Genomic DNA, 14,449 nt, shown 5'->3' on the forward strand with positions numbered 1-14,449 from the left:
GAATTAACATTGAAAGAGAGGAATTTAATATGAAAAAAAGTATTTTATTAGTATCTGTTATTGCGCTCGTACTCGCCTTAGTACTTTGCGCCTGCGGTGGAACGACCCCGACAACACCGAGCAGCACCTCGGAAAGTACTACGGAAAGCTCGTCCAAAAGCACTTCCAGTACGCAGGCTACGCAAACAAAAGTTACCCTTTACGCCGATTTTTCTGCCGGCTCTGCAGATGCAGAAAGTATGGAGTTGATAAAGAGCAATGAACAGACGGTTTCGGGTGATCTGACTGTAGAGGTGCTGGCACAGCAGCTTTCTGAATGGACGGGGCTGGACTTTACGATTACCAGTGCAGAGCTTTCGGGGGACAGTGTGACAGTGGATTGGGCGGCAAACGCCACTCTTGTGGCTGGGCTAGACGAGCGGGGGCAGAAAGAAGAGTTCCATTTTTATGATGCGGAAAGCCTCAACTGGTTTATGATGGATAGTCTTGCGCGAACCATTAAGGAAAACCTCAAAGTTAGCACGGTATATTACTCTATGGATGGCGGAAAGCCGATTGCATTAGAAGATATGACAGGGCTTAAGGAACTGCCTGTGGAACAGCCCTACGAGGGAAGCGCATTCTTTTTTGCTCATGTAGATAACAAGGGCGACGATGAGGTAGGTCAGTTTACTTACAGGGATGAGGAAAATCAGCTCCTTCTTTCATATCCCAATGACTTTTCAGCCGATGCAGCTGTGGATGAAAATGGCGATATTTCCTTTGCATCCCAGCAGGGTGACTCGGCGCTGTCGTATTGGGTTATCCCTAACACCTATGATGAGGATGCGGCTGCATTTATCGAGAATTCCCGCGCTAAAGAAATAGAAAAACTGCAAGGGAATGTGGTCATCGGAAAAAGCGAAACATTGAATCAGGAAACGGGAGAGGTAAGTATATTGGCAAATTACTGGGTGGTAGATACAGACAGGATTGTTTGTGTAGCCATCAAATGCGGTAGTTGGGAGGAAGTGTCACAATGGTATGATTCCTTTAAAGGAGGCGCGGTTCATATTGAAAGCGTGGCCGGGATTAATGCAGGAGAGGGAATTTCGGAAGATGAGGCAATGGATGTGCTTAGCAATGCGCTTGCCGACCGTATGACTGACGAAACGGCGATTGTTGCCAATGGCGAAAGCGAAATGGAAGGGCAGCATTGCTGGACCTTTTCGTTCGGCAAAAATACGCCAGAAAAGTTTACAGCGGAAGAGCATTACGCCGTAACCGACAATGGTGAAATTTACGTCTTAGATATTATCAATGATAAATATGAGCCGTTGGCCATAGGGTAAAGGAGTGAATATGATGCGTAAATATTTCTTAATATTATTAGCTTTTTGCTTGATGTTGTCCTTTGCGGGCTGTTCAGCTTCAAGCTCAACTGAGAATAAGGAGGAAGGCATACATTTCGAACTGCTTCCTGAGAATGCCGACCTTTCCCTAGCTCCGGGTGTGGTGGTTGAGCCGAAAAAAGCACCGTACAACTTGGGAGGATGGACTGCAGACAATATAGTGTTTTGGGAAGTTGAGCTGCCAGAAGACGGACAATACTCTTTTAAGATTACTTATTCCCGTCCTACTCAGTATCCTATGGCGGAGGGTATTCTCCGTGTGGATACAGCGGATGGCGTAACCCATGATATGCATTTCCAAGCACCTCCCACAGGGAAAAACAAAAAGAAGGATGATTGGTCTGTTTATGTTACCAAAGATTCGATTGGAGATAATTTGGTGGCGGGTCCGGCTTTTATTTGGGTCATTCCGAACTATGAGCCAGGTGACGGTATGCCAGAACACTTTATAAATCTGCGTTCAATCGCCGTGACCTGTACCCCTGATTCATCCAATTCCTCAGAGGATGAACCCAATGAGCAAACACCGGCTTCTAAGATTGAACAGGCGGAGTCTGAAAATGAAAAGGTAGCATTGGAGAATACATATAAAATTATCATTGACGGTGAAAATATGACAGGGAAAATGAACCTTGTTATACAGGATTATGAATTGTACGCTGAGGCAACCTCGTACTTTGATGCGCTGACCCATAGTGGTAATCCCATTCTATACAGTGAATACGATAAAGAAACAGGGGTCGTCGGTGTTTACTCATGGGCTACGGATGTAATGATTTTACGCTTCCATATGGGTACTAATATTGGCTACAGGCTGATTGATGCTATGAATGATCAATGGGAAGAAAAGAGGTTGGACGCAGACATATATGCTGATTCACAGGACAATGCCCTAATTCCAGTAAAGACAGTGACCGAGTACCTAATATCCTTAGGTCAATTAGAGGCTACTGTGGAGGAATAAAAACAGCAATAGGGGGTGGAAACTATGTCTACAGGGGTGGCAGTATTTCTTTTTATGGTGGGCTTGGCTGGTGCATTTTTTAGTTTTAAGGCTGTCAGCAAGAGAAAGAGAGCAAAAAAGAAAGCTGGTGCAGCTGTGGCGGTCTGCATAGCTTTCTGCCTGATGGCGGTGCTGTCGGTGTTTTATCTGGCAGCCGCCTTGCTATTGATTGGCAACATTCATTAATAAACGCTGGGCATGCATTTCCGTATGCAGCTTTAAGATTGAATAATGAGCGGGAAATCTGAAAACAAATTAAATACCCGCGCTAACAAGCAGAACCCTAGAAATGTGGTATACCGCCATGCTCAAAAGCGGAGAAAAGGAGGTTTATCATGCAAAACAGCAGAATATTTCGTGCAGTTACGCCCCTGGAAAACGGATTCCTTAAAGTTGAAATGGAATCTGGCAGCACGGTTTGTCTGGATATGCACCGGCGGCTTCAATCGGTGCGGTTCGGATTATTGCGCAACCAGGATGTGTTCCGAAGTGTTACGACAGATGGATACCGTCTGATTTTTTACAGAGACGACAGCGAGGTGCTGGAGATTCCGGCAGCCACCTTTATGGATCTGCTGGCTGTCGACCGCACACGGTAGAGACAGTCAAATAGACACGAACTGTTCCCATTAATAAATGAAAGAGTTATTTTATGAATAAAATTTATTCAGTTATTATTATCCTTGGCATAGCCCTCAGCTTGGTTGCTTGTAGTGGTGCGGAAAAAGATGCGAGCAATACCAACATAGCATCAACGGATTTAATAGCTCAATCAGAAAGCAATGCAATTCCAGAAATGGGAAAATCGTATGAATTTGAATTTAATCCTTATGTTTTAACATCAGAATATGAGCAGTTATACGGAGATGAATTTTTACAAGCTTATAGAAACTTTGTTTCTTCATATTTAAACTATGAAAACTATTATTCATGTCCTAGCGGCGATTACGCTTATTTAATTTCAAAAATGCAGCAGGTAAACTTTCCTTTGTTTAATGCCGATGCATATTTTGATTATGATAATTTTTATAATGCGCAAACAGGAAGAGTACCAATATATTACGTTTCTGAAAGCAAAGAACAACACGATGAATTAATAAGTAATTTTGTTGATGACTTATCAGAGATAATTGAAAATAATATAATGCAAAACGACAATGACGTTATTAAAGCCATAACACTATATCGTGCTTTTTCAAGTAGTGTAAGTTATAACTATGACGCAATAGATAACGATATGATTTCAGATGTTTCTCCGTATAACGCACTAATAAACCGTGATGGCATATGTCAAAGCTTTGCAGGGGCATATACATATTTGCTGTTACAGCTTGGCATTGATGCAAATACTTGTGGAGGAATGACGTATGACAATACAAGTGCACATGAATGGACAATACTAAAGCTTGATGGAAAATATTATTATGCTGATCCAACGTTTGAAAATACCGAAACTGGAGGATGTGGCTTAAAATATTTTGGAATTACAACAGCAGAGCGTGAGGAGGCAGGAAATTTTGACCCTCAATATTTTAATATTGGCTTAACTAATGAAATATGGTCAAGAGACTCTGATATTTCAGATACAAGGTTTGAACCATTAAGAGCTTGCTTGACTTTTGAAATTGACCATGAAGAGAATTCAGTTGTTTGTTTTGATGAAAATGGAAGTGAGTACATAAAGTTTAGCTAAAAAGCCTGAATTTACCCCTGGGGTGCATTGCAAGACTAGATTATGAATAAATGACTAATGTCACATCTCTTTAAGATGTGACATTTTTATGCCTACAAGAGGATGCTAGGCGGATAGTCTTGTGCCGTAACGTCTAAACGCTGTGCAGTATCTGGCTGTTTAGTCCCTATTGGCATTTGTAAATTCAAGAATGATAAAGGGCGTTTTAAATTAATATAATATAGTGATATTTAATAATATATTAGGAGAATGCTTTATGAACAATCAGATATTTAAAGATATGGTAGAAGCTAATATAAATGAGATAAACGACACCATTGACCTTTTATATTTAACATCAAACTCTTGTAGTAAAAACAAGCTATTAAATAGCTTGAGAAAAAACATATCAAATATTAAAACGCTCTTGCAAGACCTCCAAAACGGTGCAAGCATAAACAATTCACAGCCTAATACTACTAAAGTATTTACATTGGATGAGCTATCAAAATACAACGGCAAAGATGGCAATCCGGCATATGTAGCAGTGAATAGCATAGTATATGATGTAACTAATAATGCAGCGTGGGGAGGGGCGACACATTTTGGACTAACTGCTGGTAGAGATTTGACGAAGGCATTCTCTGCATGTCACGCCGGTGAGCCAATTCTTAGCAAATTAAAGGTGGTCGGGAAGATGGCGGAATGAATCAAGCAAATATCAATTGTCCCAACTTTTCACTTAAGCTCGAGACAGCTTCAGTGCTTGTTAATAAGGTCATAGATGGCATCAATAGAAACACAATGAAAAAAAGAAAGCTGGTTTGGCTTGAGCTTACCGGTTGTTCAGGGAACATAATATCCCTTCTTGATGGAGCGAATCCAGACTTTAAAAGCTTGGCTGCACAAATGGTCAATTTCATTTACGAAAATAGCCTCATGGTAGCTGAGGGTGAGGCTGCCATGAAAAAACTGTTTAGTGTTATAGGTGACGATTACATATTAGCCGTTGAGGGTGCGGTCTCCACAAAAGATGATGGAATGCACCAAATCATAGGAAGATGGAAAGGCCAACCTGTAACAGCCCTTCGAGCAATTACAGAGCTTGGGGAAAATGCCTCTCATGTCATTGCAGTGGGTACCTGCGCCTCCGATGGAGGAATTTCGGCGGCAAAACCAAACCCTTCAGAATGTGTGGGTATACAAAAATTACTCAAAAAGAAGGTTATAAAACTACCAGGGTGCCCGTGTCATCCTGATTGGTTTATGGGTACTCTGGCCTATATCATGCTTTGTGGTGAGCCAGAACTGGATGACAGACAAAGACCCCTTATGTTTTATAGCACATTAATTCACGACATATGCCCCAGAAGACCATATTTTGATAAAGGGATATTCGCCTCAAAGCTTGGTGAAAAAACCTGTATGTTTAAACTAGGATGCAGAGGGCCGGTAACAAGGGTTGATTGCCCACTCAGAAAATGGAACGATGGGGTAAATTGGCCAATTGGCGATGATAGTCCTTGTATCGGATGTGCTATGTTTGGATTTCCAGACAAAATGGAGCCGTTCATTAGTTACGACACGACTTAAATGGGGTGAAAAAAACGAAGAGAATTATAATTAATCCTGTAACCCGCATAAGTGGGTTTATGGAAATAGACGCTGTCATTGATAGTAACATTGTTGCAGATGCAAAGACCGAGGGCCTTCTTTTCAGGGGCTTTGAAAAAATGCTGGAAGGAAGAAGCCCGTTTGATGCCGTGTATTTCACTCAGAGAATTTGTGGAATTTGTTCCACAGCTCACTCCATGGCCTCTACGATGGCTTTAGAAAATGCTATGGGCATCGTTATATCACAGCAAGGCAGATATTTAAGAGACATCATACACGGATGCGAGTTTCTTCAAAATCATATCCGGCACTTTTATCAGTACACCGCACCTGACTTTATTAAGCTTCCCGAAGGCAATACACTTTTTGAAACAGAACATAATGATTTTAGACTGCCTAAACACAAAAACGATTTAATTGTGCAGCACTACTTTGATTCTCTTGAAATAAGCCGCAGTTCGCATGAAATGCTGGCGATTTTAGGCGGAAAAGCACCACATAACCATGGCGTCTTTATCGGGGGAATTACCTCACAAGCAACCCCTGAAAAAATAGCGCGTTTAACCTCAATGCTTCAAAACATCAAACAGTTTATTGTCACCAAAATGATACCCGACGCATACACCATTGCACAGTACTATAAAGAGTATTTTAAAATTGGACGGGGGTACGGTAATCTATTAAGCTTCGGTTGCTTTAATCAATATAAAATGCTGGGTACCCTATTTGTTAACCCCCTAGAATACAGCAATGGGAGGATGACAAAGCTTAATCCCGCAGAAATTACAGAAAACGTACATTCTTCATGGTACACATCAAAAACAGATACTTATACGCCTTTTCAAACAATCCCTGACCCTGATGTAAAAAAAAGCGACGCTTATTCTTGGGTAAAAGCACCGAGGTATAGAGGTCTGCCGTATGAGGTTGGACCTTTGGCTAGGATGTGGCTATGTGGTGAATACCGAAATGGTATTTCGACCATGGATAGAACAATTGCCAGAGCGCTAGAAGCAAAGAAAATAGCGAACATCATGCTTGTTTTACTTAAAAACCTTATTCCTAATATCTCGTTGCAAGAGAAGTATGAAATACCCCAGCGTGCAAATGGGTCAGGCTTGATTGATACAACGCGGGGAGCTTTAGGTCATTGGATAAAAATTGAAAACAAAGTTATTTCCTTTTACCAAATTATCACGCCATCCGCGTGGAACCTTTCTACCAGAAGTCAGGATCAACTACCGGGTCCGGGCGAGAAAGCAATGATTGGCACAACCATCAACAACACTGATCTTCCGGTAGAGCTCGGGAGAATTATTCGCTCGTTTGACCCATGTGTGTCCTGTGCTACACACGTATACAAAAAAGGCAATCTGATTAAAACGATGCAGGTGGTACCATGAAAAGGTTACTCGTAATAGGCATAGGAAGCGTCATTATGAAGGATGACGGAGTCGGTACAAGGGTTGCCCAAGCTATTGAAGACACCCTGCGGGAACATAATATTTCTTGCTTAGTTGGAGAAACGGATTTCCAGTGTTGTTTTGATGAAATTCAGCCGGACGACATTTTGATAATAATCGATGCAATGGCTCAGGGTAAAGAAGCCGGAAGCATTGGTATCATGCCTTTAAGCGATGCCCTAAAAGATCGCAATAAGCTTCGGTCTCAGCATGAATTTAGTCTCTTTGATTTAATCCAATTGCATTATCCGAAGATACAAGGTTATTTAATTGGAATTGAAGCAGCAGAGATCGACTTTGGCTTTGATCTCAGCTTGCAACTTCAACAGTACTTTGATCAGATTTGTAACACTGTGTCAAAAACAATATTAAATATAAAGGAGAAAGCGCAATATGCATGATACACATTTAATTGAAAAAATATATCAATCCATAGTTGCTCTTTGCAGGCAAAATGGAGTAGTGAAGGTAAATAATCTTGATATTGAAGTTGATGAGGGTAGCCATATTGAAGGCCCGCATCTTCTATCTCATTTAAAAGATCGAGATAGTGCTATGTTCGGTGACTGGACAAACATACATGTCGAACATAAGCCGTATGAAAAGCTAACAGCAGTCATAAAAAGCATAGATGGCGATGGATGTGAATGATGCAAGGCGATATTTAATCAATTTAACAGGAATTGTTCAGGGGGTTGGGTTCCGCCCCTTCGTTTTTAGAATTGCACAACAGCATGGGCTTAAAGGATGGGTGGAGAACCAGGGTTCAAGGGTGTTAATAGATATTGAGGGTAAAGGCGAAGACATTCGAGAATTCACCCACAAATTGCAAAACGGTTATCCCCAAAACGCTAGAATTGCCGAGTTTAAAATTTGCGAGCAACCATTTTGGGGCTATTCAGATTTTTTAATCAAAACAAGCTGTCTGGAAGCGAATACTGCAAATTTTCTACCTCAAGATGTTGCAGTCTGCGAAAGTTGCATGAAAGAATTTAACACGCCTGGAGACAAGCGGTTTCAATACCCGTTCATCAGTTGTACCGATTGCGGGCCGAGATACTCGATTATCAGCAGCTTACCGTATGACCGAAAAAGCATAACTATGTCAGCATTTGAGATGTGCCCACAATGTGCATCGGAATATAGTAGCCCGAGCGACAGAAGATATCATGCCCAAACCAATTGCTGCCCCCATTGTGGGCCGGAACTAAAACTTCTGGACGCTAATGGAAACACGGTGAATTCCACTAACCCTGCTAAAATGGCAAGTCAGCTTATTTACCAAGGTAAAATTCTTGCGGTGAAAGGAATAGGCGGATATCACCTTTGTTGTAACGCCGAATCGTCTGCTATACAAAGACTAAGAAAACTAAAAAACAGGCCGCACAAACCGCTGGCAATCATGGCGCGTAACATCGAGGCGGTTAAAAGAATCTGCAAGGTTTCCGAAAAGGAAGAAGAAATCCTAACAGGAATACGAAAACCAATTTTGCTTCTTTATAAGCGTATACCTGAGTACTTGCCTCAAGTTATCGCGCCAAATCAGAAAAAGCTTGGTGTAATGCTCCCTTATGCGCCGCTTCACTCTCTGATTTTTGCTGCTGATGTTGATTATCTCATCATGACCAGCGGGAATATCAGCGGCTCGCCAATTTGTTATAAAGAATGCGATGCTCTAAGTTCTCTTAAAAACGTTGCTGACTACTTTCTGACGCACAACCGCGAGATTACCGTTCCGGTGGATGATGCGGTGGTAAAAGTGGTAGATATGCAAGAGGTGCTTGTTCGGTGTGGACGAGGTTATGCGCCTTTAACATTACCTATAGAAACAAATCATGAGATATTAGCAGTCGGAGCGCAACAGAAATGCTCTGTTTGCATTACCAGAGAAGGTTTTGCCGCTGCAAGCCAATACATAGGAGATCTAAATGAGTATAAAACATTTAGAGTTTTCGAGCAGCAGATTAATCATTTTAAAGACTTGTTTGGTTATTGCCCCGAGGTTTTTGCTCACGATCTAAATCTTGATTATCTTTCTTCACGCTATGCAAAAAACCAGATTGGACAAAAAATTGCAGTGCAGCATCACCACGCGCATATGGTGGGTTGCATGGCGGAAAACAAACTAACTAACGATGTAATTGGCGTCATCTATGACGGTACGGGGTTAGGCACAGACAGCGCAATATGGGGCGCAGAGTTCTTTGTAGGTTCATTATCCAGATTTACAAGAGCTGGGCATTTACAATATGTAAAGCTTCAGGGAGGCGACAGTGCCGTAAAAGAACCTTGGCGGTGTGCAGCATCATACCTGTTAGCACTTGGTATTGAACCTCATGAATTTTTACCGAAAATAGACCCCATTGCAATTGATGCGGTTAAGGCTGCAATTAGCAATAACATTAAATGCTTTGAATCGTCCAGTATGGGGAGGTTCTTTGACTGCGTTGCCGCGCTCTGTGGCTTTTTTACGAATATCACCTATGACGCACAGGCGGCAATTGAATTAGAAAATCTTTCGTATACAGATGTTGATAATTTTTATACCTACTGCATTAGTGAAACTGAAAATGGCTTGATTCTTGAATATGACGATATTCTAAAAGACATACTCACCGATATTCAAAACGGGGCTTTAAAGCAACTTATATCAGCAAAGTTTCATAACACAGTAGTTGAAGCTACGGCCGAATGTATATGCAAAATACGTAAAAAAACTGGTCTTAACGACGTTGTATTGAGCGGAGGCGTTTTTGAAAACACATATTTACTTGAACGGCTAATTTTAAAACTACGTAATTTAAATTTTAACGTTTATTACAATCGGCTTCTCCCAACAAATGACGGAGGCATTTCTTTCGGACAGGCGGTAGCTGCCAGTGCAATTATAAAGGAGAATAATCATGTGTCTTGCTGTTCCTGCAAAAGTTATCAAAATCAATAACGCTCATGCAGAGGTCGATATTATGGGGGTCAGGGAAAAAATCAATATTATGCTGATAGATAACCCCCATATTGGCGACAAAGTAATGGTGCATGCAGGCTTTGCAATAAACAAAATCGATGATGCATATTTTAACTTTCTAAAAGACACTTTACACGAAATGTTGGGTGATTCCATATGACCGAAGTAGAAAAGAAGCTTATTAAGAAAGTAATTTTACAGATAAAAGACTCTGTTACGAGTGATATTCGAATTATGGAAATATGCGGTACTCATACTCATCAGATTGCCAGGTTTGGAATCAGAAAGCTTTTAACTTCAAAAATCCACTTTGTATCAGGTCCTGGCTGCCCTGTCTGCGTTACCGAGCGGGGGTACATTGACGCATTGATAACACTTTTAGAGCAAAACAATGTTACCGTAGCTACATTCGGAGACCTTTTGAGAGTGCAGGGGACATGCGGAAGTTTAGAAGAGCAAAAATCATTAGGAAAAAAGGTGCTAACGGTTTACTCTCCCGAGGATGTTCTTTCTCTTGCGCAAGATTACAACGACAAAAGCATCGTATTTGCGGCGGTCGGTTTTGAAACGACAGCTCCTCTCTATGCAGCATTAATCAAGACTGCAAGCATGTTAAAAATCAAGAACCTCTTCTTTCTTACATCACTAAAACGAATGGAACCAGCAATTAGGTTTGTTCTTGGAAATGCCAAAGCAAATATCGACGGAATACTCTGCCCAGGTCATGTTGCCGCGATAACCGGTATCAAACCGTTTTTGCCGATAACCACTGAATATCACATCCCTGCCGTAATATGCGGATTTGATGAGATGGATCTCGTTACTTCTATCAACGTTTTGTGCAAGCAGATTGCAGGAGAAACCCCCGTTCAATTAATTAATACATATAAACGTTGTGTGAGCGACACTGGGAATGAAGCTGCCCTTAGTCTTATGAATGAAGTATTTAAGATATCCGAAGTGAGTTGGAGAGGTATTGGTAAGATTAAAGATTCTGCAATGATTCTAAACGGCAACTATGAAGCGTTTGATGCTTGCAAGAAGTTCGGCATTGAAGTTAAATCAAACCCCCATCCCTTTCCTCATGAATGTGAATGCGGGAAGGTTATGATTGGAGAAAAAACACCTGACATGTGTAAAAATTTCGGATGTCAATGTACTCCGGAACACCCGCTCGGACCGTGCATGACTTCCTCTGAAGGCGCGTGTTCGGCGTATTACAAATATGGAGGTAGTGAATTTGGATCAAAAAATTACGCTTCGACACGGTGACGGAGGCCTGCATACCAATAGGCTTATACGTGATATTTTCTATAAGCATTTTAAAAATGAAATTCTTTCTGGATATCAAGATTCTGCTATTTTCACCATGGAAAAAGGGCGGCTTGCATTTACGACAGACAGCTTTGTGGTAAAGCCAATTTTCTTTCCCGGAGGAGATATCGGAAAGCTTGCTGTATGTGGAACGGTCAATGATTTGGCAGCGGCGGGAGCACTTCCCCTATATATCAGCACTGGATTTGTTATAGAGGAGGGGTTTGAAATAGAAAAACTGGATGCAATAGCTGCATCTATGAGTAGAGTTTGTAAATTGGTAGGAGCAAAAATTGTTGCGGGAGATACCAAAGTCGTAGAAAAAGGATTGGTCGACGGAGTGTATATCAACACCTCCGGCATTGGAAGAGTACATGAACACTTTCATCCGAGGCCAATATCCTCAGGCGATGAAATTATACTGACAGGTTCCCTAGCAGAACACGGAACAACTATTTTACTTAAAAGATATGCGCTTGGCCTGAAGGGAGATTTTATAAGCGACTGCAATCCCCTCTCTCAAATAATCACCGCTCTCGGTGACAGCATGAAGCACATAAAGTTGATGCGAGACCCTACGCGGGGCGGCGTTGCAACAGCTCTTTGCGAAATTTCAGAAAGCCATCACATAGGCGCAATAATTGAAGAAGATAAATTGCAGATTAGGCCCGCTGTAAATTCTGTTCATGAGATTTTGGGTACCGATCCGTTATACTTTGCCAGCGAGGGAAGAATGATACTTGTTGCAAAAAAAGGTTATGGTATTGAAATAGTGAATATTCTTAAAAGACTTGAAAATTGCTGCAATTGCGATGTTATAGGTGTTTTTAACAATACATACAACAAGATATGTATTCGTACATCACTCGGTGGAGAACGGATAGTTAGTATGCTAGAAAACCAAATGATATCCAGAATCTGCTGATTATAGCATTGATTATTAAGGAGGAAAAACTATGCATATTCCAGATCATTATTTAAGTCCTTCAACCTGTGCGGTTTTAGGGGTAGCTATGATGCCTGTATGGATTAAGTCTGTTAATAAAGTAAAACAAGAAATCCCCAAAGAAAAACTGCCCCTGCTTGGTGTTGGAACTGCCTTCTCGTTTTTAATAATGATGTTTAATGTTCCTCTTCCGGGCGGTACCACCGGTCATGGGGTTGGTGCAGTATTGTTAGCAATTATTCTAGGACCTTATTCTGCGTGCGCTTGTGTATCCGCCGCGCTCCTAATCCAAGCTTTGCTATTTGGAGATGGGGGTATACTGGCGTTTGGAGCAAACTGCTTTAACATGGCTTTTATAATGCCTTTTAGCGGATACTATATCTATAATTTTATAAATAATAGATGGAAAAATAAAAAGGCCCAATATGCTGGAATTGCATTGGGCTCTTACATAGGATTAAATTTGGCTGCGCTTTGTGCAGCAGTTCAGTTTGGAATTCAGCCTTCGCTTTTCACAAATATGGCAAACCAACCGCTTTATTGCCCTTATCCGCTGAGTGTTTCTATACCTGCCATGATGATGCCTCATCTTGCTGTTGCGGGCTTACTAGAGGCTGTTATTACTATGGCTACTATCTCATTTGCAAAAAAGGTATCTCCAGATTTATTTTGTAGCAGTAGAAAAATCAAGTTAAACCCAGCATATAAACTAATTGCTTGTTTAATATGTCTATCGCCTGTTGGCCTTCTCGCACCTGGTACTGCTTGGGGTGAATGGGGTTTAGATGAAATAAAGAATGTTGTCTCGAACGGACATATATTAGGCTATATACCTGAAGGTATGCAGCAAGGATTTATTTTTGAGACAATGATTCCAGATTATTCAGTTAACGGATTTCCTGATGCTGCCGCATATATTTTCTCGGCTGCTATTGGAACTTTAATAGCTATTGCTTTCTTTAAGATAATTGAGGCAATCGCAAAAAATTACTATGCTACCAAAGTTGGGGAGTGGTAATCTATCTTACAATTGCGAAATTCTAAACAAAGAACGAGGTTGCGCTACAAGGTAATGACGCACAGAAGTAATAGAATAAAAACAAAGGCCATTGTGTCAAATGGCTTTTGTTTTGCATAGTATATGCATACATGAGCATACACGTATATAGAGGTGAGATGATGACGACGAAAATATTTAAGGCATTGTCAGAAGAAATTAGATTAAGAATACTGGCATTACTGTTTAATGATGAAGCGTGTGTGTGCGAGATAGAAGCTGTACTAAATCTTTCTCAGTCCAACGCATCAAGGCACCTATCCTGTTTAAAGAACAGTGGCATTTTGAAGAGTTATAAAAAGGCTCAATGGACCTATTATAAAATCAACGGAGAATTCTCAGAAAACAATTTAGAACTAATGCATTATCTGCAAAGAAAAGTAAAAGAAACGCCAACGTATCAACAAGATTTAAATATGATGAAAAATTGCAAGTGCGAAAGCATGTGCAAATAAAAATGAAAAGCAAAATGATGCATAGTAATATGAGAACCCTCTTTATTATTGTGCATTTTAATTTTACCTGCTAATTAGAATCCTTCTTATACTTTTGTTTATAAAATTGTAAGCTAAGTACTTAAATTATCACAACTAATATTTTGATAAAGGTAGGTTTTGTTAATGAAAAGCGTGCAAATCTTCGAGCCTGCTATGTGCTGTCCTACTGGTTTATGTGGGGTTGGCGTTGACCCAGAATTATTGAGAATGTCAACGGTTTTAAACTCCCTTAAAAAACAAGGAGTTATCATTGATAGGTTTAACCTTAATAGCGCACCAATGGAATTCGTCAACAATAAAACAGTGAACAATTTTATTAGCTCCAAAGGTGTAGCTGGCTTACCAGTAACACTAGTCGATGGAAAAATTGTTATATCTGGTAGATACCCAACCAACCAAGAGTTGATAAAGATATTAAACATCCCTTTAGGGTTTCTTGGCCAGTCGCACACAAGCAAGTTCAAAGTCACCCCCAAAAGACAAGGTGGGGGCAGCTGTTCAGGTGGAAACTGTTGATAATATAGCCA

17 protein-coding genes are annotated in these 14,449 nt (G+C 40.8%); all 17 read left to right on the forward strand.

Annotation, left to right across the window (positions count from 1 at the left end):
* Positions 1–29 precede the first annotated feature (29 nt).
* The gene (locus RBH76_13725; protein WMJ83773.1) at positions 30–1,331 is read left to right on the forward strand and encodes a hypothetical protein; all 1,302 of its coding nucleotides are present in this window, start codon (positions 30–32) and stop codon (positions 1,329–1,331) included.
* A 10-nt stretch (positions 1,332–1,341) separates the two neighbouring features.
* Complete coding sequence (locus RBH76_13730; GenBank protein WMJ83774.1) at positions 1,342–2,355, forward strand: hypothetical protein; 1,014 nt, start codon at positions 1,342–1,344, stop codon at positions 2,353–2,355.
* 24 nt (positions 2,356–2,379) lie between these two features.
* Complete coding sequence (locus tag RBH76_13735; GenBank protein WMJ83775.1) at positions 2,380–2,580, forward strand: hypothetical protein; 201 nt, start codon at positions 2,380–2,382, stop codon at positions 2,578–2,580.
* A gap of 149 nt (positions 2,581–2,729) precedes the next feature.
* Positions 2,730–2,993: a hypothetical protein gene (locus tag RBH76_13740; protein ID WMJ83776.1), complete on the forward strand. Its 264-nt coding sequence runs from the start codon at positions 2,730–2,732 to the stop codon at positions 2,991–2,993.
* A gap of 53 nt (positions 2,994–3,046) precedes the next feature.
* Positions 3,047–4,087 (forward strand): transglutaminase domain-containing protein, encoded by a 1,041-nt coding sequence (locus RBH76_13745; GenBank protein ID WMJ83777.1) that lies wholly within the window; start codon positions 3,047–3,049, stop codon positions 4,085–4,087.
* A gap of 256 nt (positions 4,088–4,343) precedes the next feature.
* Positions 4,344–4,775: a cytochrome b5 domain-containing protein gene (locus tag RBH76_13750; GenBank protein ID WMJ83778.1), complete on the forward strand. Its 432-nt coding sequence runs from the start codon at positions 4,344–4,346 to the stop codon at positions 4,773–4,775.
* On the forward strand, positions 4,772–5,659 hold the full coding sequence (locus RBH76_13755) for a hydrogenase small subunit (GenBank protein ID WMJ83779.1): 888 nt from the start codon (positions 4,772–4,774) through the stop codon (positions 5,657–5,659). Before RBH76_13750 ends, RBH76_13755 begins: the two co-directional genes overlap by 4 nt.
* Before the next feature lie 59 nt (positions 5,660–5,718).
* Complete coding sequence (locus RBH76_13760; protein WMJ83780.1) at positions 5,719–7,083, forward strand: nickel-dependent hydrogenase large subunit; 1,365 nt, start codon at positions 5,719–5,721, stop codon at positions 7,081–7,083.
* 35 nt (positions 7,084–7,118) lie between these two features.
* On the forward strand, positions 7,119–7,544 hold the full coding sequence (locus tag RBH76_13765) for a hydrogenase maturation protease (GenBank protein ID WMJ83781.1): 426 nt from the start codon (positions 7,119–7,121) through the stop codon (positions 7,542–7,544).
* Positions 7,537–7,794, forward strand: coding sequence for a hypothetical protein (locus RBH76_13770; GenBank protein ID WMJ83782.1), 258 nt, complete (start codon positions 7,537–7,539; stop codon positions 7,792–7,794). The genes RBH76_13765 and RBH76_13770 overlap by 8 nt, the downstream gene beginning before the upstream one ends.
* Complete coding sequence (gene hypF, locus RBH76_13775) at positions 7,775–10,087, forward strand: carbamoyltransferase HypF (protein ID WMJ83783.1); 2,313 nt, start codon at positions 7,775–7,777, stop codon at positions 10,085–10,087. Before RBH76_13770 ends, hypF begins: the two co-directional genes overlap by 20 nt.
* Complete coding sequence (locus tag RBH76_13780) at positions 10,047–10,268, forward strand: HypC/HybG/HupF family hydrogenase formation chaperone (protein ID WMJ83784.1); 222 nt, start codon at positions 10,047–10,049, stop codon at positions 10,266–10,268. Before hypF ends, RBH76_13780 begins: the two co-directional genes overlap by 41 nt.
* On the forward strand, positions 10,265–11,380 hold the full coding sequence (gene hypD / locus RBH76_13785) for a hydrogenase formation protein HypD (GenBank protein WMJ83785.1): 1,116 nt from the start codon (positions 10,265–10,267) through the stop codon (positions 11,378–11,380). Before RBH76_13780 ends, hypD begins: the two co-directional genes overlap by 4 nt.
* Positions 11,349–12,347: a hydrogenase expression/formation protein HypE gene (gene hypE, locus RBH76_13790; GenBank protein ID WMJ83786.1), complete on the forward strand. Its 999-nt coding sequence runs from the start codon at positions 11,349–11,351 to the stop codon at positions 12,345–12,347. Before hypD ends, hypE begins: the two co-directional genes overlap by 32 nt.
* A 31-nt stretch (positions 12,348–12,378) precedes the next feature.
* Positions 12,379–13,386 carry a cobalt transporter CbiM gene (gene cbiM, locus RBH76_13795; GenBank protein WMJ83787.1) on the forward strand — a complete coding sequence of 336 codons (1,008 nt, stop codon included), beginning with the start codon at positions 12,379–12,381 and terminating at the stop codon, positions 13,384–13,386.
* A 161-nt stretch (positions 13,387–13,547) separates the two neighbouring features.
* Positions 13,548–13,880: a metalloregulator ArsR/SmtB family transcription factor gene (locus tag RBH76_13800; GenBank protein WMJ85239.1), complete on the forward strand. Its 333-nt coding sequence runs from the start codon at positions 13,548–13,550 to the stop codon at positions 13,878–13,880.
* Between the two features lie 165 nt (positions 13,881–14,045).
* Positions 14,046–14,438, forward strand: a complete 393-nt coding sequence (arsD, locus tag RBH76_13805; GenBank protein WMJ83788.1) for an arsenite efflux transporter metallochaperone ArsD — start codon at positions 14,046–14,048, stop codon at positions 14,436–14,438.
* Positions 14,439–14,449 lie beyond the last annotated feature (11 nt).

Source organism: Oscillospiraceae bacterium MB24-C1 (assembly GCA_030913685.1).
Classification (GTDB): Bacteria; Bacillota; Clostridia; order Oscillospirales; family Ruminococcaceae; genus Yanshouia.